General features: G+C 70.3%; 23 protein-coding genes and 2 tRNA genes. 7 read left to right on the top strand and 18 right to left on the bottom strand.

Annotation, left to right across the window (positions count from 1 at the left end; genetic code table 11):
• Window positions 1-58: 58 nt before the first annotated feature.
• The 6 genes from ftsX to AB0K15_RS39930 all read right to left on the bottom strand — a co-directional run bounded on the left by ftsX (window position 59) and on the right by AB0K15_RS39930 (window position 4,690).
• Window positions 59-952 (bottom strand): permease-like cell division protein FtsX, encoded by an 894-nt coding sequence (ftsX, locus tag AB0K15_RS39955; protein WP_360604851.1) that lies wholly within the window; start codon window positions 950-952, stop codon window positions 59-61.
• Window positions 953-1,010: 58 nt separating this feature from the next.
• Entirely contained in the window at window positions 1,011-1,700 is a 690-nt protein-coding gene (gene ftsE, locus AB0K15_RS39950) for a cell division ATP-binding protein FtsE (protein ID WP_220246574.1), read from the bottom strand.
• A gap of 207 nt (window positions 1,701-1,907) precedes the next feature.
• Window positions 1,908-3,011, bottom strand: coding sequence for a peptide chain release factor 2 (gene prfB / locus AB0K15_RS39945; protein WP_364063212.1), 1,104 nt, complete (start codon window positions 3,009-3,011; stop codon window positions 1,908-1,910).
• A 63-nt stretch (window positions 3,012-3,074) separates the two neighbouring features.
• Window positions 3,075-3,575 carry a helix-turn-helix transcriptional regulator gene (locus AB0K15_RS39940; RefSeq protein ID WP_364063209.1) on the bottom strand — a complete coding sequence of 167 codons (501 nt, stop codon included), beginning with the start codon at window positions 3,573-3,575 and terminating at the stop codon, window positions 3,075-3,077.
• Window positions 3,576-3,945: 370 nt separating this feature from the next.
• Window positions 3,946-4,019: transfer RNA gene (locus AB0K15_RS39935), tRNA-Met, on the bottom strand.
• A 53-nt stretch (window positions 4,020-4,072) separates the two neighbouring features.
• On the bottom strand, window positions 4,073-4,690 hold the full coding sequence (locus tag AB0K15_RS39930) for a TetR/AcrR family transcriptional regulator C-terminal domain-containing protein (RefSeq protein WP_364063206.1): 618 nt from the start codon (window positions 4,688-4,690) through the stop codon (window positions 4,073-4,075).
• Window positions 4,691-4,767: 77 nt separating this feature from the next.
• On the opposite strand from AB0K15_RS39930, the gene AB0K15_RS39925 reads away from it, so the two are divergent.
• Window positions 4,768-6,174 (top strand): FAD-dependent monooxygenase, encoded by a 1,407-nt coding sequence (locus tag AB0K15_RS39925; protein WP_364063203.1) that lies wholly within the window; start codon window positions 4,768-4,770, stop codon window positions 6,172-6,174.
• Here the strand turns inward: AB0K15_RS39925 and AB0K15_RS39920 are convergent.
• The 3 genes from AB0K15_RS39920 to AB0K15_RS39910 all read right to left on the bottom strand — a co-directional run bounded on the left by AB0K15_RS39920 (window position 6,167) and on the right by AB0K15_RS39910 (window position 10,896).
• A complete protein-coding gene (locus AB0K15_RS39920; protein ID WP_364063200.1) occupies window positions 6,167-7,396 on the bottom strand; it encodes a cytochrome P450 in 1,230 nt (409 codons plus the stop codon). The two genes, AB0K15_RS39925 and AB0K15_RS39920, sit on opposite strands and share 8 nt — an antisense overlap.
• A 359-nt stretch (window positions 7,397-7,755) precedes the next feature.
• Window positions 7,756-7,829, bottom strand: a tRNA-Met gene (locus AB0K15_RS39915).
• A gap of 67 nt (window positions 7,830-7,896) precedes the next feature.
• Window positions 7,897-10,896 (bottom strand): UPF0182 family protein, encoded by a 3,000-nt coding sequence (locus tag AB0K15_RS39910; RefSeq protein ID WP_364063370.1) that lies wholly within the window; start codon window positions 10,894-10,896, stop codon window positions 7,897-7,899.
• Between the two features lie 165 nt (window positions 10,897-11,061).
• Between AB0K15_RS39910 and AB0K15_RS39905 the strand changes: the two genes are divergently transcribed.
• On the top strand, window positions 11,062-11,622 hold the full coding sequence (locus AB0K15_RS39905; protein WP_364063197.1) for a PPA1309 family protein: 561 nt from the start codon (window positions 11,062-11,064) through the stop codon (window positions 11,620-11,622).
• Window positions 11,623-11,721: 99 nt separating this feature from the next.
• Here AB0K15_RS39905 and AB0K15_RS39900 read toward each other — a convergent pair whose 3' ends face one another.
• The gene (locus AB0K15_RS39900; protein WP_364063194.1) at window positions 11,722-12,843 is read right to left on the bottom strand and encodes a PDZ domain-containing protein; all 1,122 of its coding nucleotides are present in this window, start codon (window positions 12,841-12,843) and stop codon (window positions 11,722-11,724) included.
• Window positions 12,844-12,932: 89 nt separating this feature from the next.
• Between AB0K15_RS39900 and AB0K15_RS39895 the strand changes: the two genes are divergently transcribed.
• Window positions 12,933-14,342, top strand: coding sequence for a zinc-dependent metalloprotease (locus AB0K15_RS39895; protein WP_364063191.1), 1,410 nt, complete (start codon window positions 12,933-12,935; stop codon window positions 14,340-14,342).
• Window positions 14,343-14,781: 439 nt separating this feature from the next.
• On the opposite strand, the gene AB0K15_RS39890 is transcribed toward AB0K15_RS39895, so the two are convergent.
• Window positions 14,782-15,297 (bottom strand): M48 family metallopeptidase, encoded by a 516-nt coding sequence (locus tag AB0K15_RS39890; protein ID WP_364063367.1) that lies wholly within the window; start codon window positions 15,295-15,297, stop codon window positions 14,782-14,784.
• 221 nt (window positions 15,298-15,518) lie between these two features.
• Between AB0K15_RS39890 and AB0K15_RS39885 the strand changes: the two genes are divergently transcribed.
• The 3 genes from AB0K15_RS39885 to AB0K15_RS39875 all read left to right on the top strand — a co-directional run bounded on the left by AB0K15_RS39885 (window position 15,519) and on the right by AB0K15_RS39875 (window position 18,983).
• Entirely contained in the window at window positions 15,519-16,556 is a 1,038-nt protein-coding gene (locus tag AB0K15_RS39885; RefSeq protein ID WP_364063188.1) for a hypothetical protein, read from the top strand.
• Window positions 16,557-16,610: 54 nt separating this feature from the next.
• Entirely contained in the window at window positions 16,611-17,942 is a 1,332-nt protein-coding gene (locus AB0K15_RS39880) for an AarF/ABC1/UbiB kinase family protein (RefSeq protein WP_364063186.1), read from the top strand.
• A gap of 102 nt (window positions 17,943-18,044) precedes the next feature.
• Entirely contained in the window at window positions 18,045-18,983 is a 939-nt protein-coding gene (locus AB0K15_RS39875) for a hypothetical protein (protein ID WP_364063183.1), read from the top strand.
• A gap of 820 nt (window positions 18,984-19,803) precedes the next feature.
• Here AB0K15_RS39875 and AB0K15_RS39870 read toward each other — a convergent pair.
• The 6 genes from AB0K15_RS39870 to AB0K15_RS39845 all read right to left on the bottom strand — a co-directional run bounded on the left by AB0K15_RS39870 (window position 19,804) and on the right by AB0K15_RS39845 (window position 24,577).
• On the bottom strand, window positions 19,804-19,986 hold the full coding sequence (locus tag AB0K15_RS39870) for a hypothetical protein (protein WP_364063180.1): 183 nt from the start codon (window positions 19,984-19,986) through the stop codon (window positions 19,804-19,806).
• Entirely contained in the window at window positions 19,983-20,984 is a 1,002-nt protein-coding gene (locus AB0K15_RS39865) for a class I SAM-dependent methyltransferase (RefSeq protein WP_364063177.1), read from the bottom strand. The genes AB0K15_RS39870 and AB0K15_RS39865 overlap by 4 nt, the downstream gene beginning before the upstream one ends.
• A 276-nt stretch (window positions 20,985-21,260) precedes the next feature.
• Window positions 21,261-21,518 carry a hypothetical protein gene (locus AB0K15_RS39860; protein WP_364063174.1) on the bottom strand — a complete coding sequence of 86 codons (258 nt, stop codon included), beginning with the start codon at window positions 21,516-21,518 and terminating at the stop codon, window positions 21,261-21,263.
• Window positions 21,515-21,859 (bottom strand): WhiB family transcriptional regulator, encoded by a 345-nt coding sequence (locus AB0K15_RS39855; RefSeq protein WP_364063171.1) that lies wholly within the window; start codon window positions 21,857-21,859, stop codon window positions 21,515-21,517. Before AB0K15_RS39855 ends, AB0K15_RS39860 begins: the two co-directional genes overlap by 4 nt.
• Window positions 21,860-22,012: 153 nt before the next feature.
• The gene (locus AB0K15_RS39850; RefSeq protein ID WP_364063168.1) at window positions 22,013-22,273 is read right to left on the bottom strand and encodes a hypothetical protein; all 261 of its coding nucleotides are present in this window, start codon (window positions 22,271-22,273) and stop codon (window positions 22,013-22,015) included.
• A 210-nt stretch (window positions 22,274-22,483) separates the two neighbouring features.
• Window positions 22,484-24,577 (bottom strand): ATP-dependent DNA helicase UvrD2, encoded by a 2,094-nt coding sequence (locus AB0K15_RS39845; RefSeq protein WP_364063165.1) that lies wholly within the window; start codon window positions 24,575-24,577, stop codon window positions 22,484-22,486.
• Window positions 24,578-24,641: 64 nt separating this feature from the next.
• Between AB0K15_RS39845 and AB0K15_RS39840 the strand changes: the two genes are divergently transcribed.
• The gene (locus AB0K15_RS39840; RefSeq protein ID WP_364063162.1) at window positions 24,642-25,370 is read left to right on the top strand and encodes a DUF4191 domain-containing protein; all 729 of its coding nucleotides are present in this window, start codon (window positions 24,642-24,644) and stop codon (window positions 25,368-25,370) included.
• 68 nt (window positions 25,371-25,438) lie between these two features.
• Here the strand turns inward: AB0K15_RS39840 and AB0K15_RS39835 are convergent, their stop codons facing one another.
• Window positions 25,439-25,924, bottom strand: a complete 486-nt coding sequence (locus AB0K15_RS39835; protein ID WP_364063159.1) for an RDD family protein — start codon at window positions 25,922-25,924, stop codon at window positions 25,439-25,441.
• Between the last annotated feature and the right edge of the window lie 78 nt (window positions 25,925-26,002).

Below are 26,002 nucleotides of genomic sequence, written 5' to 3'. Positions count from 1 at the left end.
AAACGACAACGCCGCGTGGGCAGGACCGAAATCCTGCCCACGCGGCGTCGGGGTGAAGCTAGTGGCGCACGTACAGGCGGAGCGTGACGTACCCGGTGATCGCGGAGATCACGACCGACACGGCCAGCAGGATCGGCGCCACGGGGAACAACAGTTCCAGCGTGGTGATCTGCGGGAAGACCTCACCCGTGAGCACCGAGTCGAGGAACGTGAGCTTGGCGGCCAGCAGGAACAGGATGCCGAGCACGGCACCGACCACGCCGGCGACCACCGCCTCCAGGAGGAACGGTAGCTGTGTGTACCAGCGGGTCGCGCCGACCAGCCGCATGATGCCGACCTCCGTGCGCCGGGTGAACGCCGACACCTGGATGGTGTTCGCGATCAGCAGCAGCGCCGCGATGGCCATGATGAGCGCGATCCCGAACGCGATGTTGCGGATGCCGTTGAACACGTTGAACACGCGGTCGAGGAACTTTTTCTGGTCGTCGACCTTGCGCACGCCGGGTTTGCCCGAGTACTCCGCGATGATCGCGGCGCTGCGGTCCGGGTCCTTCAGCTTCACCTGCAGCGACGCGGGCAGCGCCTCCGGGCCGGTGAGCTCCAGCAGCTCGGGCTGGCTCGCGAAGATCTTCTTGAACCGCTCGTAGGCCTGGTCGCGGTTCTCGTACACCACGGACTCGACGCCGGGGTTGTTCTGCAGCGACTGGCGCAGCCCGCTGCACAGCGGCTGCGAGCAGTTCTTGTCGTTGGCGCTGATGTCCTCGACGAGACTGACCTGGACCTCGACCTCGGCGAGGAAGTTCGCCTTCATCTTGTCGATCGTCCGCACGGCCAGGAGGCCACCGCCGAGCATGGCGAGGGAGACCGCCGTGGTGAGGATCATCGCGATGGTCATCGTGACGTTCCGGCGCAAACCGGTGAGGACCTCGCTGAAGACGAAACTGGCACGCATCGCAGGTGTCTGTCCCTTGTTGGGTCGGGGCTGTCGGGGAAGGCGGGCGGCGGGTCGCTCAGCGACCGATGCCGTACACCCCGCGGGCGTCGTCGCGGATCACGCGGCCGAGCTGCAGCTCGACGACCCGGCGCCGCATCGAGTCCACGATGGAGTGGTCGTGGGTGGCCATCAGCACGGTCGTGCCCGTGCGGTTGATGCGCTCCAGCAGCAGCATGATGTCCTGGCTGGTGTCGGGGTCCAGGTTCCCGGTCGGCTCGTCGGCCAGCAGCACCAGCGGCCGGTTCACGAACGCGCGCGCGATCGCCACGCGCTGCTGCTCGCCACCGGAGAGCTCGTTGGGCAGGCGGTCGGCCTTGCCCTCCAGGCCCACGAGCTCCAGCACCTCGGGCACGACCTTCTTGATGGTCAGGCGCGGCTTGCCGATCACCTCGAGCGCGAACGCGACGTTCTCGGCCACGGTCTTGTTGGCCAGCAGGCGGAAGTCCTGGAAGACGCAGCCGATCGTCTGGCGCAGGCGGGGGACCCTGCGCCGCGCGAGCTTGGCGACGTCGAAGTTGGACACCATCACGCGGCCCTTGCTCGGGACCTCTTCGCGCAGCAGGAGACGCAGGAACGTCGACTTCCCGGAACCCGAAGGGCCGATGAGGAAGACGAACTCACCCTTGTCGATCTCGACCGACACCCGTTCGAGGGCAGGACGGGTCGAGGTCTTGTAGACCTTGGAAACCTCTTCGAGCCGGATCACGGTTCGGCATACTACCCATGGGCCTCGTTAAGCCTGGGTTGCCCGTGCCCCCGATGCGGGCAAGGGACCCCCGCCGTCGCCAAGCGTGGCTTTTGCCGCGCCGGACGGTAGCGGAAGTCCCTTGTCCCGGAATCGGTTCCGGGTGTCGACAGTGGATCCTGTCGCCCGTTCACGGAACAGGCGACAGTGGACTCGAGCGGACGCGGATCAGGCGACCGCGGCCTGCTTGCGCCAGCGGATGCCCGCCTCGAGGAAGCCGTCGATCTCACCGTCGAGCACGGCGCTCGGGTTGCCGACCTCGAAGTCGGTGCGCAGGTCCTTGACCATCTGGTACGGGTGCAGGACGTAGGAGCGCATCTGGTTGCCCCAGCTGGAGCCGCCGTCCTTGAGGGCGTCCATTTCGGCCCGCTCCTCTTCCTTCTTGCGCAGCATCAGGCGGGCCTGCAGGACCTTCAGCGCCGCGGCCTTGTTCTGCAGCTGCGACTTCTCGTTCTGGCAGGACACGACGATGCCGGTCGGCAGGTGCGTGATGCGCACCGCGGAGTCGGTGGTGTTCACGCTCTGTCCACCGGGGCCTGACGAGCGGTACACGTCGACGCGGATGTCCTTCTCCGCGATGTCGACGTGGTCGACCTCCTCGACCTCCGGCAGCACCTCGACGTGGGCGAAGGACGTCTGGCGGCGGCTCTGGTTGTCGAACGGCGAGATCCGCACCAGGCGGTGGGTGCCCTGCTCGACCGAGAGGGTGCCGTAGACGTAAGGGGCGCTCACCTTGAACGTCGCCGACTTGATGCCCGCCTCTTCGGCGTAGGAGATGTCGTAGACGTCGGTGGGGTAGCCGTGGCGCTCGGCCCAGCGCAGGTACATGCGCAGCAGCATCTCGGCCCAGTCGGCCGCGTCGACGCCGCCGGCTTCCGCGCGGATGGTGACGACGGCGTTGCGGTCGTCGTACTCACCGGACAGCAGCGTGCGGACCTCGAGTGCGTCGACGTCCTTGCCGAGGTCGGTGAGGTCGCCCTCCGCCTCCTGCATGCTGCCGGCGTCACCCTCGGCCTCGGCCAGCTCGTAGAGCACGCCCAGGTCGTCGAGGCGCGACCGCAGGTCGGACACGCGGCGCAGCTCGCTCTGGCGGTGCGAGAGCTGGCTGGTGACCTTCTGCGCCTCCTCCGGGTTGTCCCAGAGGGTGGGGCTGGAGGCCTGGCTCTCGAGCTCCGCGACCTGCGCACGCAGCGCATCGAGGTCCATCACCGACTCGATCTGCGTCAGCTTGCCGGTCAGGTCCTTGAGGGCCGCATCGAACTCATCACTCACGTTTACCAAGGTTACGGCAAAACCCACGACCGGTTGCGAACCGGTCGTGGGCTGTGGCGTGGGTCAGGCCGACGGGATGGCGTCGAGCAGCTTCAGGGCGGCCTTGGCCTGCGCCTGCGCGAACTCGGCGACGGCCTTGGCGTAGGGGCCGTCGGCCGCCTTGGTGGCCGCCCTGGCCTCGTCGAGCTGCACCTGGTAGGTGCCGCGGGCGGTCTCGAGCAGAGCGGTGCGCTGCTTCGCCGTCAGCGAACCGGCGTGCACGAGCCGCAGGATGAGCGGGCTGCGCAGGTGGTCGGGACCGGCCTCGGACGTGAGCCACGTCTTGAAGGCCTTCTTGCCGGCCGCGGTCAGCACGTACTGCTGGCTCGAGCGCGGGCCCTGCTTGCCCAGCCGGACGAGGCCCTCCTTGGACAAGGCCGGGAGCTCGCGGTAGACCTGGCTGCGGGTGACACTGAAGAAGGCGCCGAAGCGCTCGTCGGCTCCCGCGACGAGCTGCCCGCCCGTGGCGGGACCGTCGTGGAGGAGACCGAGCAGAGCGGCGGCTGTTGCATTCAATTCGGACACACCTCTACGTTCCCACTTCTTCGGCGGTATGTCCACAGTGGCCTCGGGATCTGTCCATTGTGGCTAGTGTTATCCCCTCATTCGGCCCAATCCGGAAGCGGGTCCACTGTGGACCCGGACACGCTCCGCAACCGCGAGGACGCGAGTTCCGGCGCAAAACGACCAAGGGCTCCGAGCGCAACCACCACCCGAGCGAACCGGCAGGTCAGGGCACGAAAAAGCAAGGCCCGGACATCAACTGCGAGCGCAGCTCGCCGGGGGGTTCAGGGGGGCGAAGCCCCTCCCGACGCGGGCCCCGGGGGTTCGACCTCCGGGGAAATGCGAAAGAGGCCCGGCTTGCGCATTCCGCAAGCCGGGCCTCCAACCTCTGTAGCGGGGACAGGATTTGAACCTGCGACCTCTGGGTTATGAGCCCAGCGAGCTACCGAGCTGCTCCACCCCGCGTCGTTGTGTTAATAGATTACACGGGGGGCTCAACGGGTTTCAGGCGCCCCCACTTAAGGCTCTTGCATGCGTTCGACCTGCGACGATGGCGCGTCCAGCCACTGGCGGGCGCCGGCGAGCACGATGGCCAGCCCGTCGGAAAACCCGGCCTCGGGGTTCGCCAGCACGGCCGCGCCGGCGTCTTCCGGCCCATAGCGCTCGTCGCGTTGACCACGCACCGGATACACGGCCTGCTCTTCGATGGTGAAGCCGATCACGAAGCTGTAAACGGCGAAGTGCGCCCGCGCGGCGCGCACCGGGTCGAGCCCCGCGTCGATCCGCTCCTGCAGCGGAGGCGGGCCGACCAGGCTCGTGTCGGCGAGAAACGTGCCGGAGAAGACCTTCGCGCCGTCGCGGTACGCCAGCAGGGTGTCGCGCAGACCCCTGGCCTGGTGCTCCAGCCGCTGCCACTCGTCGAGTCCGTCCGGCGGCACGCGCCCGGCCGCGGCGTCGGCGAGCATCTGCGTGGCCATCTCGTCGAGCAGCTCCTGCTTGTTCTTGACGTGCCAGTACAGGGCGGGCGCCTTCACGCCCAGGTCGCCGGCGATCAGGCGCAGCGTCAGCCCGTTGAGGCCCACTTCGTTGAGCAGGCGCAGTCCCGAGCGCGCGATGTCCTGCCTGTTCAGGGCCACGGGTTACCTCCTTGACAATTTAACGATGTTAAGGGCACTCTGGCGACGGGTCAATTTAACAACGTTAAGGAGTGGTCATGAACGAGCTGCACGCCGATGTCGTCGTCGCCGGGGCCGGCCCGACGGGCCTGATGCTGGCGGCCGAGCTGCGCCTGGCCGGTGTCGACGCGGTGGTGGTCGAGCGGCTGCCCGAGCGCACCGGCCTGTCGAAGGCGCTGAACCTGCAGCCGCGCACGGCGGAGGTGCTGGACCTGCGCGGACTGCTGCCGAGAGCGGAGGACCGCGCGTTCGCCACCGTCCAGGAGGGACACTTCGCGGCCGTCCCGATCAGCTACGCGGGGTGGGACACGCGGCACCCGTACCAGCTGGGCATCCCGCAGGCGCAGGTCGAGGAGCTGCTGGAGGAACGGTTCGCGGAGCTCGGCGGCAAGGTGCTGCGCGGGCACGAGGTGGTGGGGCTGTCGCAGGACGCGGCGGGCGTCCGCGTGGTCACGCCGGAGCTCGTCTTGAGCTGCCGTTACCTGGTGGGCTGCGACGGCGGCCGCAGCACCGTGCGCAAGCTGCTGGACGTGCCGTTCGAAGGCGAGGACGGCACCGGCTACGGCGTGGTCGCCGACGTCGTCGTCGACCACGTCCCCGACCGCGCGGCCGGCACGTGGACGTCGATGCGCGGAATGGTCCAGTCCGACGGCGCCACGGGCTTCTGCGGCCTCATCCCGCTCGCCGAGCCGCTCCTGTACCGCCTGACGTTCGGCGACCGCGCCCGGCGTCCCGCGACGTTCGGCTCACCCGTCACCGAGGCCGAGGTGCACGCGGCCTTCGCGGCGACCTACGGCCCGGCGGTGATCACGGAAATCCGCTGGCTGTCCCGCTTCTCCGACGCGTCCCGCCTGGCGGCGCAGTACCGCGTCGGCCGCGTCCTCCTCGCCGGCGACGCCGCCCACATCCACTTCCCCGCCGGTGGCCAGGGCCTCAACCTCGGCGTGCAGGACGCCGCCAACCTGGGCTGGAAGCTCGCCGCGGCTCTCAACGGCTTCGACGACGTGCTCGACACGTACGAGCCCGAACGCCGCGCCGTGGGGGCCGCCGTGCTCGAGAACGTCGCGGCGCAGAACGGCCTCATCCCGCAAAGCCGCTCCAGCCGCGCTCTGCGCGCGCTCTTCACCACCCTCGCCGACCTGCCCGAGGTGTCCCGCCACCTGTCCGGCCTGGTCTCCGGGCTCGCCGTCCGCTACCCCGCGCCCCCGCACGCCCACCCCCTCACCGGGGCGCGCCTCCCCGACTTCCGCCTCCCCGGCGGCGGCTGGGCCAGCACCCTCTTCCACCCGGGCCACCACGTCCTGCTCACCACGCCGGGCGCAGATCTGTCGGGCCTGCCCGCGGTTCCGGGCCCACTGTCCACAACGGACTTTCCGGCCCTGCCGTTCGCCTCCGCCGCCTTGGTCCGCCCGGACGGCTACTTCGCCTGGTTGCCCGTCACCTGATCGCGATGGGGAGCGTTCGCAGGCCGCGCAACGTCACCGTCTCCGCCCACTCCGGCTCTCCGGCCAGGCGCAGCCCCGGTGCTCGGCGCGCGAGCTCCCGCAACACCGTCCGCCCCTGCAGCCTCGCCAGCGGAGCGCCCAGGCAGAAGTGGATCCCGCGCCCGAAGGCCAGGTGCCGCCGCGGCACGCGGGTGATGTCGAACCGGTCCGGCTCCTCGCCCACGCGCGGATCCCGGTTCGCCGCGCCCACCAACACGAGCACCGTCGTTCCCGCCGCCAGCTCGACGCCGCCCAGGGTCGTGTCGGTCAGGACCGTCCGCATCGTCAGCTGGATCGGCGAGTCGTACCGCAGAATCTCCTCGACGGCTCCTTCGGCCAACGCCGCATCGAGCGCCTGATCTTGAGCCAGAGCGGCGTACTGATCCGGATTCCGCAGCAACGCCAACATTCCGTTGCCGATCAGGTTGGTCGTCGTCTCGTGTCCTGCCACGAGCAACAACGTCAGCGTGACGAGCAACTCCCCCTCACTGAGCCGTTCCCCGTCGTCCGACACCGCCACGAGCGCCGACACCAGGTCGTCCCCCGGAGCGCTTCGCCGCTCAGCCGCCAGCTCCCTGAAGTAGGCCACGAACTCCCGCCGTGCCCGCGCCGCCGCGTCCGCGACTCCGGGCCCGAGCAAGAACCCGGGCTCCGCCGCCCGCGCCATCGCTCCCGACCACGCCCCGAACCGCTCCCGATCCCCGACCGGCACCCCCAGCAGCTCCGCGATCACCGTCACCGGCAACGGCACCGCCAGCTCGCGCATCAAGTCACCTTCGCCGGCCTCCACCACCCGCCCGACGAACTCCTCCACCAACTCCTCCACGCGCGGCACCAGGCCCTCCACCGTCCGTGCGGTGAACGCCTTCCCCGCCAACCCCCGCAACCGCGTGTGATCCGGCGGATTCAAGAACGCGAACGCCCTCACCACCCGCCCTCGTCCATCCACCGGCAGATCCTCGTCCCCGGCCCCGATCACTTCGGGCTCCGGGTGCCCGTACTCCGCCCCCGTCACCACGCGCTCGGCCTCTTCGAACCCGAGCACCGCCACGAGCCCTTCCCCTACCCGCACCACGGGCGCCCTGTCGCGCCATTCCCCATACGCCCCATACGGATCGGCCCTCCGCCCCGCCCCGAACAGCTCCCCCAGCGCCGGCCCCGCCGATCCCACACCTTCACCCATCCCCGCACCCTATTCCGCCCCGCACAACAGCGGCCCCCGCTCTCCCCAGCGAGGCCCGACCACACGACGCACAACGCAACCCCACCCACCCAGCACGACCTCAACGTCGAGAAATGACCCAGATGGTGCACGGAATCCCCGCGGCTACATCGAACCCGCGCCGTTCGGGCGTCGAATCCGCCCACGCAGGCCGCCTCACCCCGCCACGTCACCAACGGCCACCTCACCACCCAAGGCAACCTCACCGGGGGGTCCAGGGGGGCGAAGCCCTCCCTGGCGGGGGCCCGGGGGCCGACCCCCGGGGAAATGCGAAAGAGGCCCGGCTTGCGCATTCCGCAAGCACGGGCCTCCGACCTCTGTAGCGGGGACAGGATTTGAACCTGCGACCTCTGGGTTATGAGCCCAGCGAGCTACCGAGCTGCTCCACCCCGCGTCGTGACACCTACCCTACGCCCGGGTTTCAGCCAGGCGCAAAGCAGGTGCCACTACCGTGCGCGAGGTCACCCGCCGGGTTGCTGCGGGGCGCCGCTGCCCGAGGGCGGGGTGGCGTTTTTGGCGGTCTCGTAGGCCTTCGCCGCGGCGTCGAGGGCTTGGAGCGCGGCGCCTTGGTCGGCGAAGTTGCCCGACTGTTGCGCGGCCTTCAGCTTCGCCAGCGCCGACTGGATGTCGGTCACCGCCTTGTCGAGTGCCGGGTTGGAGCCGCCCGAGTTGGCCGGCGGGGTGGTCGGCGTGGTCGGCGACGTGGGTGCCGACGGTGATGTCGGCGGGGTCGACGAGGACGGTGGTGCCCCTTCGACCGGGGTGGTCGCCGCGGCGCCGGTGCCCTTGCCGAACACCTGGTCCAGTGCCTCGTTCAAAGTCGGCGCGTAGCCGACCTTGGAGCCGAACGAGACCAGGACGCGGGCCAGCTGCGGGTAGCTCAGCTGGTTGCGCTGTCTGATGTACACCGGTTCGACGTAGAGGAACCCGTCGGCGACCGGCAACGTGATCATGTTGCCGTAGATGGGAATCACGTTGGGGTTGTTGAGCAGTGTCCGGTCCGAAGCGACCTGTGGATCACTTTGGAACTTGTTCTGCACCTGTACCGGCCCGTCGACCTGGTTCGCGCCGGTGACCGTGGGTAGTCGGAGTACGCGAATGGTGCCGTAGTCCTGGGGATCGGAGGACACCGACATCCACGACGCGAGGTATTGCCGTTGCAGACCGGTGAGCCCGCTCGTCAGCTGGAACGTCGGTGTGCCTTCACCTGCTGCGTCGGCGAGGACGTAATACCCGGGCTGGTTCGCGACGTTCGCCGCCGCCGTGGTCGCGCTGCCGTCTTCCGTCGGGTCCTGCGGGACGCTCCAGAACGACTGCTGCGCGTAGAACTGCTGCGGGTTGTCCACGTGGTACCGGGCGAGCAGCTCACGCTGGACCTTGAAGAGATCTTCGGGGTAGCGGAAGTGCGCGCGCAGGTCCGGCGGGATCGCGGAGCTCGGCTTCACGAGGCCCGGGAACACCTTCTCCCACGCGTTGAGCACCGGTTCCTTGTCGTCGATCGAGTACAGGGTGACCGTGCCGTCGAACGCGTCGACGGTCGCCTTCACCGAGTTGCGGATGTAGTTGATCGAGTTGTTGGCCTGGCGCGTGACACCGTTGAGCGAGTCGTTGGTGGCGTCGCCGAGCTGCGTCTGCTGCGAGTACGGGTAGTTGTTGAGCGTGGTGTACCCGTCGACGATCCACACGATCTTGCCGTTGACGACCGCCGGGTACGGGTCGCCGTCGAGCGTCAGCCACGGCGCGACCTTGCTGACGCGGTCGCGCGGGGTGCGGTTGTACATGATCTTCGAGCCGTCGCCGATGGCGTCGGAGAAGAGGATGTTGCGCTCGCCGTAGTTGGCCGCGAAGGCGAGCCGGTTGAACCAGTTGTCGAGCGGAACGCCGCCCGTGCCGTTGTAGTAGTAGTTCTTCTGGTCCGGGGAGTCGGACTCGCCCGGCGCCTTGCCGGGGGTGCCGCCGACGATCGCGTAGTCGTTCTGGTCGGCCAGCTCGCCGTAGTAGATGCGCGGCTGGTCGACCTTGATGCCGGGCTTGCCACCGATCGAGCCGGCGCCGGTGGGGTTCTTCGTGTCGCTGGTGCCGATGATCGGGTAGCCGGCGCTGCTCGTGTCGGACACGTCCGTGACGGCGCGGTTGATCGTGTTGGCCGGGGCGGCGACGAAGCCGTTGCCGTGGGTGTACACGAGGTGCTTGGTGATCCAGTTGGTCTGGTTGCCCGTGAGCCCGTCGGTCTTGATCTCCTTGGCGGCCACGATGTAGTCCTGCGTGGAGCCGTTGACGGTGTAGCGGTCGATGTCGAGCTTCGCCGGGAAGCCGTAGTAGTTCTGACCGCCGGCGAGCTGGGTGTAGGTGTCGGACAGGACGTTCGGGTCGAGCAGCCGGATGTTGGACACGGTGCCCGAGTCGGCCTTCACCTGGTCCTGGGTGGCCTGGTTGCTCCCCTGGTAGTCCTCGTACTTCACGTTCTGCAGCCCGAACGCCGCGCGGGTGGCGTCCATGTTGCGCTGGATCGACGTGGCTTCCTTGTCGTTCGCGTTCGGCTTCACCGAGAACTGGTCGAGGATCGCGGGCCAGGCGACGCCCACCAGCACGCCCGACAGGATCAGCAGCACGAGCGCGATCGCCGGCAGCTGCAGGTTGCGCAGGAACGCGCCCGCGAAGAACGCGATCGCGCAGATCACCGAGATGCACAGCAGGATCAGCTTCGCCGGCAGCACCGCGTTGAGGTCGGTGTAGGTGGCGCCGTTGAACAGCGGCATGTCGCGATCGGACAGCAGCAAGTTGTACCGGTCGAAGAAGTACTCGACCGCCTTCAGCAGTACGAAGATGCCGACGGTGATGGCGAGCTGCGCCCGCGTCGGGCCCGCCAACTGGCCGCCGCGGCCGGCGAGGCGGATGCCACCGAAGATGTAGTGGGCGATCAGCGCGCCGAAGAACGAGACCACGACCGTGACGAACAGCCAGCCGAGCAGCCAGTTCACGAACGGCAGGGTGAACGCGTAGAAGCCGATGTCGAGCCCGAACTGCGGGTCTGTCTGGCCGAACGACGTGCCGTTGAGGAACAGCTGGATCGTCTGCCAGTCACCCATCGCGGACGCGCCGGAGATGAGGCCGGTGATCAGCGGGATGCCGATGCCGAACAGCCGGATGCGGCTCACGATCATCGAGCGGTAGCGCGAGAGCGGGTCGTCGCTGCCCGAGACGGGCACGAACACCGGACGCGTGCGGTAGGCGATGGTGAGGCTGATCGCGAGCGAACCGCCCACGAGCAACCCGACGGCCACGAAGAGGACTATCCGCGTGAGGATTTCCGTGGTGAACACCGAGCGCGCGTGCACCTCGCCGAACCACAGCCAGTCGACGTAGGTGTCCAGCAGCCTGACACCCAGCAGCAGCGCCAGCACGATCACCGCGGCGATGATGAGGAGGATCCGGCTGCGGCGGGACAGCTTCAGGCTCACGGGGGGCCGAGTCGCCACGGCATCGCTCCTGTCTTCGTGAACACGTTCGCGGGGACAGCTGCGTCCCCTGACGGTCTAACTCTACGGATGGGTTCCCGAGTTCCCGGGACCGCCCGAATCGGACGTCGCACGACGGCGCGGGGACCGGCCTGCGACGATGTCGCCATGCAGCCGAGTGAGCCGCCCGCCGCCAACCCCGTCGCCGGCCTGGCCCGGGAAGTCGAAGAGTTCGTCGCGTCCGGGGGCTGGGACCAGCCGCCGCAGCTGTTCGCGCTGGTGCCCACCGCGGCCCTGCTCGACGAGCAGCCCGAGCTGGCCGGCCAGCTCGACCGCGCGAACCCGCTGACGCCCGTGGCGCAAGAAGCGTTGCCGGAAGGTGACCTCGCCGAGTCGCTCGGCCGGATCGCCTGGCCCGAGATCGTGGTGGGCTGCGCGCTCGCGCAGGAGATCATCGTGCTGCCGCCCGACGTCGAGGCGGAGCTCGAAGGCGTCGCCGAGGCCGATGCCGAACGCCTGCGCCGCGCGGCGGCCGACCACCCGCGGCGCACGGAGGCGCGGCTCGTGGCGGCGGTGCTGCGCGAGGGCGACGTGGCGTGCGTGATGCGCCTGCGCGGCACGCGGCCCGGCGACGTTTCGACCGACGCGGACGCCGTCGACGAGATCGTGGAGAGCCCCGACCTCGCGCCGAACCTGCTCGAAGCGTTGAGGACGACCTTCTTGCCCTGAGCCGTCCGGTCCTGAGCTTTCCGGCCCCGAGCCCTGTCGAGCCGGAGGCCGCCCCGTGGGGGCCTCCGGTTCAGGACGGGCGCCGGCATTTCGTCTTCCTCAGCAGTGCGCCGTGGGCCGGCCGGCCTTGAGGTTCTGGAGCTGGGCGATCGCGTCGTCCAGAGTGGACACCTTGATCAGGTTGAGCCCGTCCGGCACAGCCGACTTCGCCTCGGCGCAGTTGTGCTCCGGTACGAGGAAGTCGGTCGCCCCGGCCTCGCGCGCGCCCACGACCTTGAACGAGATGCCGCCGATCGGGCCGACCTCGCCCGTCTCGGTGATCTCGCCGGTGCCCGCGATGTGCCGGCCTCCGGCGAGGTTGTTGTCCGGCTTCCCGGGCGGGGTGAGGCGGTCGATGATCGCCAGCGTGAACATCAGGCCGGCCGAGGGGCCGCCGACGTCCTGCAGCGAGATGTTGACGTTGAACGGCGCGATCGCGTGGTCGACGGCCGTGAGACCCATGAAGCCCTGGGTGCGGTCGTCGCGCTTGGCGAGCGTGATGGGCACGGTGCGTTCGGGCTGGCCGTCGGCCTGGAAGGTGATCTGCACCGTCTGACCGGGCTTGGTGTTGGTGAGGGCCTTGGCGACGTCGGCGGCTTCGGTGACCTTCGTGCCGTTGACGGTGACGAGCTTGTCGCCGGGCGCGAGCACGTGATCGGCGGGGCTGCCGGACACGATCTCCTTGGCGAGCACCTCCACGGGGTAGCCGAGGTGGCGCAGGGCGGCGACCTGGGCGTTGCTCTGGGAGTCCTGCAGCTGCTGGATGTTCTCCTGCTTGACCTGCTCGTTGGTCTCGCCGGGGCGGTAGTACTCCTCGCGCGGCGCGAGCGCGTAGCGGCCGCTGGCCCAGAGACCGAGCGCGGTGAAGAGGTTGATCCCGTCGTTGAGCGACACGGTGGTCATGCGCAGCTCGCCGTTGGTCTGGTACGTCTCGTGGCCCTTGACCTGCACGACCTCATTGCCCGCGGCGTCGCGACCGAGCGTGTCGTACGTCGGGCCCGGGCTGATGGCCACGTACGGCACCTGGACCAGGAAACCGGCTACGACGAACACCAGGAACAGCGCGCCGCTGACCAGCAGGGTCCAGCCGCGGCGCGTCAGGCGGCGCTCGTCGCGCGCCGGTTCCCTCGACGGCTCGGTCCGGCTGCTCGCGGTCGCGGTCTCCTCGTCGGGTTTGGTCACGAGCGACAGCGTACGGTGACCGTGTTCGCTTCCCGGTGAAGGCCATGGTTGACGCGCTGGGAGAGGCCCTACCCGCGTACGGTGGACGTATGAGCAAACCCCCGTTCGGTTTCGGACCGCCCGATCCCGACAGACGAGGCGACAACGACCCCTCGGAGCAGCCGTCAGGCGCGGAGGCGTTCAACCAGCTCGGGCAGATGCTGAGCCAGCTGGGCCAGATGCTCAGCCAGGCGGGCTCGTCGAGCGGGCCGGTGAACTACGACCTGGCGAAACAGATCGCACTCCAGAACCTGAGCGGCAGCGACGACGGCAAGATCGGCTTCGCGTCGGGTACCGGAGACTCGTCCACGGCTGTGCGCGACGCCGCGCACCTGGCGGAGCTGTGGCTCGACGCGGCGACGATCCTGCCCGCCGGCGCGAACACCACCGTCGCGTGGTCCGCGCGCACGTGGGTCGAGAAGACGCTGCCCACGTGGCAGCGGCTCTGCGACCCGGTCGCGCAGCAGGTGTCCGGCGCGTGGATGCAGGCGCTGCCCGAGGAGGCCAAGCAGGCCGCCGGGCCGCTGCTGTCCATGATGGGGCAGATGGGCGGGATGGCCTTCGGCTCCCAGCTCGGCAACGCGCTCGCGCAGCTGGCCCAGGAGGTGCTGACGTCCACGGAGGTCGGCCTGCCGCTGGGCCCGGCCAACACGTCGGCGCTGCTGCCCGCGAACATCGAGAAGTTCACCGAGGGGCTCGAAGTCCCCAGCAGCGAGGTGCTCGTGTTCCTCGCCGCGCGCGAGGCCGCGCACCAGCGCCTGTTCGCCCACGTGCCGTGGCTGCGGCAGCGGCTGCTGGCGACCGTGGAGGAGTTCGCGCGCGGGATCACCGTCGACACGTCGGCGCTGGAGTCGCTGGCCGGCCAGATCGACCCGTCGAACCCGGCGAGCATCGAAGAGGCCATGTCGTCCGGGCTGCTGGAGCCGAAGACCACGCCCGAGCAGGAGTCGGCTCTGAAGCGGCTCGAAACCCTGCTCGCCCTGGTCGAGGGCTGGGTGGACGTCGTGGTCGCCGAGGCCATCGGCGACCGCCTGCCGGGCGCCGACGCGCTGCGCGAGACGCTCCGCCGCCGCCGCGCCACGGGCGGCCCCGCCGAGCAGACCTTCGCGACCCTCGTGGGCCTCGAACTGCGCCCCCGCCGCATGCGCGCGGCGTCGTCCCTGTGGAAACTCGTGGGCGACCGCCACGGCATCGACAAGCGCGACGGCCTCTGGTCCCACCCGGACCTCATGCCGACGGCCGAGGACCTCGACGAGCCCTTGGACTTCGCCGACCGCCTCGGCGACACCCCCGTCCTGGGCGACGACTTCGACCCGATCGCGGAACTCGAACGGACGCAGAAGCGCGAGGCGGCCGAGTCTGGCTCTGCTTCGTCGTCCTCGTCAGGCTCGGATTCGGGCTCGGATGCCAAGCCGGACTCCGACTCGGACCAGGACAAGGGCGACACCCCGACCTCCTGATCCCTTAGGTCCAGCAACCGGTCCTCCGCCGCCTTCGCGACGGAGGACCGGTTGCTTTCCGGCGCTTCAATAACTCCGCCTGCCGGCCTTTCAACACAAGACGTGCCGTCGCCTCCAGCGCCTCCCGACACTGAGCGGGACCTCCTCGCACGGCCCCACCGGCGTGGCGGCCCGTGCGCTGCCGCGGACTCGAATCCCTTTGGCTTGCGGGAGCAAGACCGCCCGCAGTCCGCCGGCCCGATCCATCTCCTGCAGACCGGCCCAGCCTGCCGGTGCACGGTCGTCTCCGACGAGCGTCGGCGGTGAGCCCCTGGCCGGGATCTCCCATCGCCCAGCGTGCTCCCGAGCCGCCGACTCATCGCCTACGCGCACTGGCGCGCTGCAGCACCCCGAGCCCGGGAAAACCCGCCTTCATCACCCTCGCGGGCCCCGGCTCCCCTCAAACGTCGTCCTCCTCCGAAATCCCCCACCCGGCCGCCGCCGACAACCCCTCCAAGTACCCGATCGCACGTTCCGTCTTCGGGTACCGGTTGACCAGCGTCCAGAACGCCGCGTCGTGCCCGGGTTCGCGCAGGTGGGCGAGCTCGTGGACCAGCACGTAGTCCAGCACCCACGACGGCACGCGCCGCAGGCGGTCGCTGACGCGGATGGTCGCGTCGACGGGCGTGCAGGAGGCCCAGCGGGTGCGCATCGGCGGTACCCAGCGCACGCTCGCGGGTATCGCCCGTGGATCCACGTACTTCGCCGCCAGCACGGCGCAGCGTGCCAGCAGCGCGTCGTCCGAGGACTTCGGCGACGCGGCTTTTCGCGGTTCGGTGCGCTGCAGCTTGCGCTCCATCTCCGCGACCCAGTGCCTCTCTTCCGCGCGGGTCATCCGTGCCGGGATGAGCACCACGAGGGTGTCGTCTTTCCAGTACGCGGTGACCGTCCGGTGCCGGCGCGCGCTGCGCCGCACCTCGACCTTGTGTTCAGGAGTGTCCGACGGGGGGTTCGTTCCGCCCCGGCCCCGCAGTGAGGGCATCCGTGCTTCGACCACCCGACAACGGTAAGGCCACCGACCGACAACTTGGGAGCGTCGAATGGTCACAGCCCCGAGTTGTCCACAACTCGCCCCACCTGTGGATAACTCGCTTTTCCCGGCCGGTCCGCCGCCGCCGAGGTGTCAAGCTGATCATCATGACGCTGTCCACTGTTCCCCCGCCGAACGTCCTTCTCCCGGCCCACCCGACGCTGCTCCCGGGCCTCCACGTGCTCGAACGCGGCGACGACGAAGTCCAGATCGGCCTCGACCCGCGCCACGGCGTGGTGGCCACCGGGCTGGCGCCGAGCGTCGTCGCGCTCGTGCGCCGGCTCGACGGCAGCCGCCGCCTCGACGCGGTGCTCGCCGAGAGCGAACACCGTGACCAGCTGCACCTTCTGCTCAAACAACTCACCGCGCTGGGCCTCGTCACGGAAGCGCCGAGCCCCGGGTCCAGACGCGTCGAGACCGGTTTCTGGTCCCTTCGCGCCCGCCACCACCAGACCGCGCTCACCGAGCGAAGACGCCAGGGCCTGGTGGCCGTCCGAGGCGACGGCCGGATCGCCGTGGCCGTCGCCGTGCTGCTGGCCAACGCCGGGGTCGGGCACATCGACGTCCGCTCCGGCGGCGTCGTCACCGAGGCCGACCTCGGCTCGGGCTTCACCGCCGCCGAGCTGGGACTTTCGCGCCGCAAAGCCACCCAGCACGTGCTGGCCCGCGTCGCGCCCGAAGTCAGCACCGCCCGCAACCTGCAGCGCTCGCCCGACGTGGTGGTGCTGACCGACGCCGTCGTGCCCGCCCCGGAACTGGTGGCGGAGCTGGTCGACGACGGCCTCACCCACCTGCCGGCCCGCGTCCGCGACGGCACCATCCTCGTCGGCCCGCTCGTCGTACCGGGGCGAAGCACCTGCTTGCGCTGCTGCGACCTGAGCAGGACCGACCTCGACGACTCTTGGCCGCGCGTCGCGACCCAGCTCGTGGACGTCGACCAGCGGCCCGATCTCGCGTCCGTCCAGGCGTGTGCCTCGCTGGCCGTCGCTCAGGCCCTGCGCGTGCTGTCGCCGAGCGCCGAGCCACCGCCGACGTGGAACAGCACACTGGAGCTCGATCCGTTCGAAGGCCTCCTGCGTCATCGCTACTGGGAACCGCACCCGGACTGCGATTGCGGAGCTCCCGAAGCACCACCGGAGACGTAGCCCACACCCCCTGGCAGGCTGCGGCCACCAAGGTCACCAAGGCAGAATCGGAGGGTGACCGACTCCGCAGACCGCGAATCCGCAATGCCGCGCAGAGGTGCGGCGCGCACCGCGAAGCTCGCCAGCATTCCCCTCGGGATAGCCGGCCGAGCCGTCGGCGGATGGGGCAAGCGTCTCGCGGGCCAGAGCGCGGAACAGGTGAGCGCGACACTGTCGGCGAAGGCCGCCGAGCAGCTGTTCGAGGTGCTGGGCACGCTCAAGGGCGGCGCGATGAAGTTCGGCCAGGCGCTGAGCGTCTTCGAGGCCGCGGTGCCGGACGACATGGCCAAGCCGTACCGCGAAGCGCTGACCAAGCTGCAGTCCGCCGCGCCGCCGATGTCGGCGCAGCAGACGCGGCGGGTGCTGGCGCAGCAGCTCGGCCGCTCGTGGGAGGGCCGGTTCAAGCACTTCGACGACGTCCCGGCGGCGTCGGCCAGCATCGGCCAGGTCCACCGCGCCACCTGGCACGACGGGCGCGAGGTCGCCGTGAAGGTCCAGTACCCGGGGGCCGACGAGGCGCTGCGCAGCGACCTTCGGCAGCTGCAGCGGTTCAGCAGGCTGTTCCAGGCGTTCGTGCCCGGCACCGACGTGAAGCCGCTGATGGCCGAGCTCGCCGACCGCATGGACGAGGAGCTCGACTACCTCAACGAGGCCGACAACCAGCGCGCGTTCGTGAAGGCGTTCGAGGGCGATCCCGCGTTCCTCATCCCGCGCGTGGTGGCGAGCGCGCCGAAGGTCGTGGTGACCGAGTGGGTCACGGGCACGCCGCTGTCGAAGGTCATCGCGGGCGGCGACCAGGAGACGCGCAACCTCGCCGGCCGGCTGCTGATGGAGTTCCACTACTCGTCGCCGGCCCGGGCGCACCTGCTGCACTCCGACCCGCACCCCGGCAACTTCATGGTCACCGACGACGGCCGCCTGTGCGTGCTCGACTTCGGTGGCGTCGCGAAGCTGCCCAACGGCATCCCGCGCCACCTCGGCGAGATGACGCGCCTGGCCCTCGACGGCGAGTCCGACGACCTCATGCGGCTGCTGCGCGAGAACGGCTTCGTCCGCACCGACTCCGACCTCGCCGCCGACGAGGTGCTCGCCTACCTCGCGCCGTTCACGGAACCGCTGGCCACGCCGACGTTCCACTTCACGCGCCGCTGGATGCAGCGCCAGGCCGGCCGCGTCGGTGACACCCGCGGCAGTGACTTCCGCGTCGGCCGGTCGCTGAACCTGCCGCCGGAGTACCTGATGATCCACCGCGTCACCGCGGGGTCCACGGGCATCCTCTGCCAGCTCGACGCGGAGGTCCCGGCGCGCGGCATCGTGGAGCGCTGGCAGCCCGGTTTCGCTCGCTGAGTTGTCCACAGGCTCGGCGTTGCCACGGGCCGGTTTCGCGGAGTTATCCACAGATCCGAGAAGCCGGTTCCACTCGGATGGCCGAGCGGTCATCCTCGAAGCATGACGACTACCGCAAGCATCCGGGATGTGGCTCACCGTGACTCAACGTCGGTCGGCGTGATCGACCTCAAGAAGCTGCGCAGCGCCGGGATCTCGGCCCGAAGAGCCGCCAGGCTGGCGCGGCCGGGCGGGCCGTGGCGCCGCGTGTACCCCGGCGTGTTCGTGATCCAGGACAAACCGCCATCCCGATTACAGCTGCTGCACGCCGCGATCGCGCGCTACGGCCCCGGCACCGTCATCACGGGGACCGACGCGCTGCGCGCCCACGGCGTCGCCCACCCGCTGACGAACGAGATCCACCTGCTCCTGCCGCACTACCGCCGCCCGGGTGCCGAACCCGGCGTCCTCACCTACCGCACGGCCCGCATGCCCGAGCCCGTGATCGTCGACGGCCTCCCCTACGCCGGCGCCTCGCGCGCCGCCCTGGATCTGGCGCGCCGCGAGAACGACCCGAAGGCCATCGAACGCCTGACGACGCTCCCCCTGTTCTGGGGCTTGTGCGACCGCACCGAACTGCTCGCCGAACTCGACGCCGGCAACCAACGCGGCTCCTCGGCGGTCCGAGCCGTGCTGCGCTCCCTCGACGACCGCGAAACCTTCACGCACGGCCAGGCCCTGCGCCTCCTCCGCGACACTCCCCTGCCGTCCCCACAGTGGAACGTCGCGGTCTGCGACCTGCGCGGCCGCCGCATCGGCATCGCCGACGCCTGGTGGGACCAGGTCGGCCTCGCCTGGCGCTACCGCACCGCCGCCGGCCCCACCGACTTCAGCCACCTGGCTCTGACCGCCACCGGCACCGTCCTCGTGCGCTGCACGCCCCGCCAGCTCAACGACTCCCCGGCCGACATCACCCACGAACTGGTCCGCGCCTACACCCAGGCCGCCCGCACTCCCCGCCCGAAAGTCCGCGCCGTGCACCGCCGAGAGACCGCGGCATGACGCCGGGGTGAGGCCCTACGACGACCGGCCGGCCGCGCGGGCTCTGCCGGAGGTTCGCACGGAGCGAGGGCCGCGCCGAGCCTCCCGGCAAAGCGCAGACGGACCGACCGGTCACCACACTCGCCTGGAGTGCTGACCTGCCTATCGCCAGCCGTCCTGGAAGGCCCAGGCGGAGACAGCGGCGCAAGCGCCTCGGGCCGCAACTCGTCCACCCGGCGACCGCAAGCCGAGCGGCTCGGACGCATGGCGGCGAAGTTGCGAAGCCGCCTCCACCAGCGATGTCGGTTGGGCAGCAGCGAAAGCACAGCGAACCGGACGACCCGCAGGCGCGCGCGAGCCGACCAGCTCGCACGCACGGTGGCGGTCCTGCCAATCCATCTCCGTCCGCATGTGGAGGGGTAGCGGTGAACGCGCAGCAGATTGCCGGGCGAACCGGCAGGCGAGCGAGGGCCGGCTCCCGCGCACGACGGGGAAGGTACCCACCCAAGCGCGCGATGCGGCTGAGGCAGCGTGCAAACGCAACGGACAATCGGACGGCCGGCAGGCGGCACGACTCGGCCGACTCGGACACATGGCGGTGAACCTGCTAACCCGCTTGTGCCCGGGCGGAGTGAATCGCTTGGCGCGCGTTCGGTTGCCAGCCGCAGTGAGGGGCGAGCGAGCCGGCGGCTCGCACCGACTCACCACCTCGGGCGCGAGCGGTCCGACCTGGGGGACAGCTCGGAAAGTCCGGGCAGGGGTGGACGAAGAGCGCGCGGCGGACCCGGTCTGCGGGCGTAGTGACGACGAGCGGAAGGAAGGTGAGAGCCGCCCGAGGGGGTCACCAGTACTCGTCGGGGAGTTTGGCCTCGATGTCGCGGACGTGGTCGCGGGCGCAGGTCGCGCAGAGCCAGTGGGCGCGGCCGTTGTCCTTGGTGGAGACCCAGGACAGGGCGGCGAGCGGGTCGGGCTCGGCGGAGCGGGCGCGGCCGCAGCGTGAGCAGGTGGGGTCCGGGGCGGTCACGGGCGTCGTCCACAGTGGACGGTCTTCGCGCCGGTGAGGTGGAGGTCGCGGCGGGTGGCGAGGTAGTGGGGGCCGTGCGGGTCGAGGAGGGAGGTGAGGGTTTCGCGGTCGTCCGGGGTGAGGTGCTCGCCGCCGAACTCGAGGATGCGCGCGACGCGGTGGACGACGTAGTCGCCGAGCATCGCGGGACCCGGGGCGGGGTGGTGCACGAGCGCGCCGAACGAGTCGACGTCGGTGAGCCCGGCGCGCTCCAACGCGACGGACCAGCCGTAGGGCATCGCGACGGCACCCTCGATGCCCTCGCGCATGCCGATGAACCACTCGGCCTGTGCGGCCAGCAGCCGGTCCTCGAGTCCGGGCCTGCCGACGCCCAAATCCCAAGGCAGGCAACGGAAATCGAGCCCACCCTCCGCGAGCGCGACCAGCCCGCCCGCCTTCGCGACCGCCGCGACCGTCCCCACGGCCGCCTGCTGGTCCGGCAAGTGGTGCACCACGCGCGACGCCCACACCAAATCCGCCGCCGGCAACGCCCCCGGCAGCGCGGCATCCGCGAGGTCACCACGCACCGCCCGCACCTCGACCACACCGGAGGCCACACTGGTCGAACCACCATCCGCCCGGACGCTCGACGCCGGTCGGCTTCCGGTCGGGACGGTGCCGGCAAGGCTGCCGCGCGTGGCCTGCGCGTCGAGCGCACTGGGAGCGGCCGAGGCGGCATCGGCGGCCGCCCGGACCGACTTCTCGGCTTCGGCGAGCAGCTCGGGCGTTGCGTCGACGAGGATGAGGGTGCCGCCGCCGTGGGTGGTCAGGGCGTGGGCGAAGTGGGTGCTCATGCCGCCCGCGCCGCAGCCGAGGTCGACGATCGTCGGGGTCGGGGGCAGGGCGGCGACCAGCCGCTGGGCGATGGCCGAAAGGGCGTCGGCGTCGAGGGTGTCGGCCGTGCGGAGCTGAGTCAGCCGGTCGGCCCAGTCGATGTGGTCGTGCGTATGAGCGGACACGACCTCATTCAACACCCGAAGCCCCACCGGAACCGAGCCGACAAACCGGCGGCGGCCGTCGAACGGAAATGCCGGAGGGCCGGTCACCACACGGGTGACCGGCCCTCCGGCGCGGACGACAAACCGAGGCCAGAGGTCCCAGAGACGCCGACGGAATCTCAAGGACCTCAGCCGCCCGAGGGGCAAACCCTCGGAGGGCTGCCGGCGAAAGGACGTCAAGCCCCTCGAAGATCTCCGAGACTCAACACTTCAGAGCCTCGAAGATCCCGAAGACCTTCACTCCTCGAACCGCTTCGAGCGGTCCGCCGCCCAGCGGGCGAGGCGAGACCACCGGCGGGCGGCTCGGGCGCGGCGCCAGGGTCGGAGCGCTTGGGTTTCTTGGTGGAAGTCCCGTATTCGGGCCCGGGACAGTTCTTCGTGAAGCAACATTTCGCTGGTCTCCTGGGTATCGAGCTGTTCGGGTAGCGGATGCGCGCGGTCGGGTTCGCGGGTGCGCGCTTCGTAGTCGCGGATAGTGATGAGTTCGACGGTCATGCGGCGGCGCTCCGGGCTGCGGCGGCGGGCTCGAGGGCGGCGTTCTTGCGCGGGCGGCCACGGGGCCGCTTGCGCGCGATGACGGCACCGCGCTCGAAGATCTCGCCACCCCAGACGCCCCACGGCTCGCGCCGGGCGAGGGCACCCGCGAGGCAGGCCTCGCGGACGGGGCAGTCGGCGCACAGAACCTTGGCGCGCTCGAGCTCGGCTGGAGACTCGGCGAACCAGAGGTCGGCGTCGCGGGAACGGCAGGGCAGGTCGAGCTCGGGGGCGGCGACCCCGTCGAGCAGGTCGCCGATACCGAGGTCGAACCCCTCGGCGAAGGCGATGGCGGACGACATTTCCGTGCTCCTTCTTGTCGTTTCAGTGGTTTTGGGACTGTCGATCGAACTGGACAACTGGTTCCTCGTGGGGTTGTGCAGCCAAAAAAACACGAAGGCCGCGGATCCGGTTACCGGTTCCGCGGCCTTCGTGAGCCTCGTGTCCTGACTAGGTCAGGAACTTCGCTCCCGTATCGACAACGGAACACGGAACTGCTTGATGGTCGGCAGATCGACGTCAACCTGCGGGTACGCGCCAACGAGGGCGGCATTGGCCAGGGTGACCTCAACCGCGGTCCACGTACGCTCGTCAATCCGACGGACTCCGCCGAAGTGGGCGCTCGTGGACACACCGGTACCCTGGCGCGAAGCGGGGATGAGACCGCAGCCGGACAGACCGGTGCCAGGGTTCGAGAGCATCATGTTGCTGATCATTTCACCGGCACCACCTTTCGCTGTCCGGACGTTCGCCACCCGAGGCGGCGCGCGTCACATGGATCCCCAGACCGGGGGCTTCCCACCCGGGTACGAGCAGATTATTGCCCCTCGCACACCGGGGCAACTTATTTTCCCCAAAACTCTCCGAAGCTACGAAGATCGCCTCCGAGCAGCGGGTTCGCCGCACCGATCAGGGTGCGGACGCGGTCAAGACCGCATCGAGGAGCGAACCACGTTGAGCACCTCTTCGCCGAAGCGCTCGAGCTTCGTCGCGCCGATGCCGGAGATCGAGACGAGCGCTCCGTCGTCGGTCGGTCGCTGTTCGGCGATGGCCATGAGTGTCGCGTCGGTGAACACCACGAAGGCCGGCACCTTCAGCTCCCGCGAACGCTCGCCGCGCCACGTCTTCAGCTTCTCCAGCAGTCCTTCATCCACTGTGGACGGGCACTTCGAGCACCGCCCCAGCTTCACCTCGATCGTCTGCAGCAGCGGCCCGCCGCAGAGCCGGCAGCGCGCCACCTTCGAGCCCGGCGCCGACGACGTCTGCTGCGACCGCGCGACGCGGGCGGCCGGGTGGTCCTCCGGGATCAGCCCGTAGAGGAACCGGCTGCGGCGGCGGTTGCGACGGCCACCCGGCGTGCGCGACAGCGACCACGAGAGTGACAGGTGCTCCCGCGCCCGGGTGACGCCGACGTAGAACAGCCGCCGCTCTTCCTCGATCGCGGCCTCGTCGTCGCCCGCGTGGAGGATCGGCATCGTGCCCTCGGACAGGCCGACGAGGAACACCGCGTCCCACTCGAGGCCCTTCGCCGCGTGCAGCGACGCCAGCGTGACGCCCTCGACCGTCGGCGGGTGCTGTGCCGCCGCGCGCTGCTCCAGCTCCGCGACGAACCGTGGCAGGTCGGCGTCGGCGACGCTCGCCGCCAGCTCCTCGGCCAGCTCCACCAGCGCGAGCAGCGCGTCCCACCGCTCCTTCGCCGCACCGCCGGCCGGCGGCTGCTCGGTGAGCCCGACGCGCGCGAGCACCGACCGCACCGCCGTCACCAGCTCGAGCGAGGTCGGGTCACTCGACGCGACGCGCAGCGCCGACATCGCCTGCCGGACCTCGGCGCGCGCGAAGAACCGCTCGCCGCCGCGCACGAGGTACGGGATGCCGGCCTCGGACAGCGCCTGCTCGTAGGCTTCCGACTGCGCGTTCACGCGGAACAGCACGGCGATCTCGCTGGCCGACACTCCCCCGTCGAGCAGCTCGCGCACGCGCCGCGCGACCGCCGCCGCTTCGGCCGACTCGTCCTCGTACTCGGCGAAGCGCGGCTCGGGCCCCGACGGCCGCTGGCCGACGAGCTTCAGCCGCGACCCCGCCGGACGCCCGCGCGCCGCGCCGATCACGCGGTTCGCCAGGCCGACGACCTCGGGGGTCGACCGGTAGTCGCGCTCGAGCCGCACGACGGTGGCCTCGGGGAAGCGCCGCGTGAACTCCAGCAGCGGCCGCGGCGAGGCGCCGCCGAACGAGTAGATGGTCTGGTTGGCGTCGCCGACGACGGTGAGGTCGTCGCGCCCGCCCAGCCACGCGTCGAGCAAACGCTGCTGCAGCGGCGTGACGTCCTGGTACTCGTCGACCACGAAGCAGCGGTAGCGGTCGCGGAACTCGACGGCGACGGCCTCGTGTTCTTCGAGCACGGCGGTGGTGTGCAGGAGCAGGTCGTCGAAGTCGAGGACCTGCGCGGAGTTCTTGATCTCCTCGTACAGCCGGTAGACCTGTGCGACCTGCGCCACCGGGGCCGGGGTGTCGCGCTGCGTGCGCGCGGCGACGGCCGGGTAGTCGTCGGGCGACACGAGCGAGGCCTTGCTCCACTCGATCTCGCTCGCGAGGTCGCGCAGCACCTCCGTCTCCGTGCTCAGCCGCGCGCGCTGGGCGGCCTGCGCCACGAGCCGGAACTTGTTGTCGACGAGGTCCCACGGCCGGTCGCCGACCACGCGCGGCCAGAAGTACCGCAGCTGCCGGCGCGCGGCGGCGTGGAAGGTGAGCGCTTGCGCGGCGTCGACGCCGAGACCGCGCAGCCGCGTGCGCATCTCGCCCGCCGCGCGCGTGGTGAAGGTGACGGCGAGTACTTGCCCGGCGGAGACGTGACCTGCGCCGACCAGGTGCGCGATGCGGTGCGTGATCGTGCGCGTCTTGCCCGTGCCGGCGCCGGCGAGAACGCAGACGGGCCCGCGCGGCGCGGAGGCGGCGGCTCGTTGCTCGGGGTCCAGCCCGTCGAGCAGGCCCTGGCGACTCTTCGGAGACGATGCGCTTGCCACCCCTCGATCCTCGCAGAGGGGGCCGAGGGATTCGTGGCAGGGCACGCGGCCGTATCCTGGTCAGATGGCGGGAAAGCAGGACAAGGAAGCGGCCAAGCTGGCCAAGCAGGAGAAGCGCGCGGCCGGCAAGGCGCGGCGCGGGCAGCTCTTCGAGGCGTTCAAGATGCAACGCCGCGAAGACCCGATGCTGATTCCTTGGATGGCCGGCTCGATCGTGGTCGTCGCGGGCGTCCTGTTCGGTGTCGGGTTCATCTTCAACGTGCAGTGGGCGCTGTTGCCGCTGGGCATCGTGCTGGGCGTGCTGCTCGCGGTGATCATCTTCGGGCGCCGCGTGCAGAAGACGGTGTACTCGAAGGCCGACGGCCAGCCCGGCGCCGGCGCGTGGGCGCTGGAGAACATGCGCGGCAGCTGGCGGGTGACGCCGACCGTCGCCGCGACCACGCAGCTCGACGCCGTGCACCGCGTGCTCGGCGCGCCCGGCGTGATCCTCGTGGCCGAGGGCGCGCCGCACCGCGTGAAGGCGCTCCTCTCGCAGGAGAAGAAGCGCGTGTCGCGCCTGATCGGCGACACGCCGATCTACGACTACACCATCGGCAACGCCGAGAACGAGATCCCGCTCAAGAAGCTGCAGAGCACGCTGATGAAGCTGCCGCGCAACCTCAAGCCGCCGCAGGTCGACGCGCTGGAGGCCAAGCTCGCGGCCCTCGGCAACCGCGGGGCGGCCATGCCGAAGGGCCCGATGCCCGCCGGCGCGAAGATGCGCAACGTGCAGCGGACGATCCGCCGTCGCTGACCCTGGTCCACGGAAAAGGCCTCCCGACTCGTCGCCGAGTGGGAGGCCTTTTTCGTCGGGTTCCGCGGTCAGCGCATCCGGATCACGACGGTGCCGGTCACGCGGTCGAGCCAGCTGCGGCCGTCGGCGTTGCGGACGAGGGCGGGCAGGATCACGACCGTCAGCACCATCCGCACCACCGCGCGCCACGGGCCGACCATCGTGGCGCCGTCGAGGCGCGCGACGCGGACACCGATGGCGCCCATGCCGGGCGTGAAGCCGAAGAACATCGCCGGCACGGTCGTGATGACGGCCCAGACGACGCCGGCCCACCAGTTGAACGTCTGCATCGCGGCGACGTCCTGCAGGTCGTAGCGCACGAACAGTGTGGTGATCAGGCCCGCGAGCACCAGGTCGATGACCAGGGCCAGCAGGCGCGAACCGAATCCGGCGACGGACCCGGCGCCGGATTCGGGCAGACCGAACGTTTCACCGGGCCATTTCGACGCGGTTCGGTTTTCCGAGCCCGGTCCGCTGCCGGTCCCGGGGAGCCATTCGCCCGTCCATCTCGCCACCCGTCCAGGGTATGCCGGTGGCGCACACCACATCCGCCCTGGTCGGATGGCGCGTGTCACGCCACCCGTTAACGTGTG

The organism is Amycolatopsis sp. NPDC049253 (assembly GCF_040678995.1).
Taxonomy (GTDB): domain Bacteria; phylum Actinomycetota; class Actinomycetes; order Mycobacteriales; family Pseudonocardiaceae; genus Amycolatopsis.
The sequence above is the reverse complement of the archived record's forward strand: the minus strand, read 5'-3'. Positions and strand labels throughout refer to the sequence as shown.

Bases quoted from the DNA above. Each gene is read 5' to 3' on its own strand.
- AB0K15_RS39925 (WP_364063203.1), top strand. From the start codon at position 4,768: ATGAACGAGCTGCACGCCGATGTCGTCGTCGCCGGGGCCGGCCCGACG.
- AB0K15_RS39875 (WP_364063183.1), top strand. From the start codon at position 18,045: ATGACGACTACCGCAAGCATCCGGGATGTGGCTCACCGTGACTCAACG.
- AB0K15_RS39885 (WP_364063188.1), top strand. From the start codon at position 15,519: ATGACGCTGTCCACTGTTCCCCCGCCGAACGTCCTTCTCCCGGCCCAC.
- ftsX (WP_360604851.1), bottom strand. From the start codon at position 952: ATGCGTGCCAGTTTCGTCTTCAGCGAGGTCCTCACCGGTTTGCGCCGG.
- AB0K15_RS39840 (WP_364063162.1), top strand. From the start codon at position 24,642: ATGGCGGGAAAGCAGGACAAGGAAGCGGCCAAGCTGGCCAAGCAGGAG.
- AB0K15_RS39905 (WP_364063197.1), top strand. From the start codon at position 11,062: ATGCAGCCGAGTGAGCCGCCCGCCGCCAACCCCGTCGCCGGCCTGGCC.
- AB0K15_RS39895 (WP_364063191.1), top strand. From the start codon at position 12,933: ATGAGCAAACCCCCGTTCGGTTTCGGACCGCCCGATCCCGACAGACGA.
- AB0K15_RS39850 (WP_364063168.1), bottom strand. From the start codon at position 22,273: ATGATCAGCAACATGATGCTCTCGAACCCTGGCACCGGTCTGTCCGGC.
- AB0K15_RS39920 (WP_364063200.1), bottom strand. From the start codon at position 7,396: ATGGGTGAAGGTGTGGGATCGGCGGGGCCGGCGCTGGGGGAGCTGTTC.
- AB0K15_RS39860 (WP_364063174.1), bottom strand. From the start codon at position 21,518: ATGACCGTCGAACTCATCACTATCCGCGACTACGAAGCGCGCACCCGC.
- AB0K15_RS39855 (WP_364063171.1), bottom strand. From the start codon at position 21,859: ATGTCGTCCGCCATCGCCTTCGCCGAGGGGTTCGACCTCGGTATCGGC.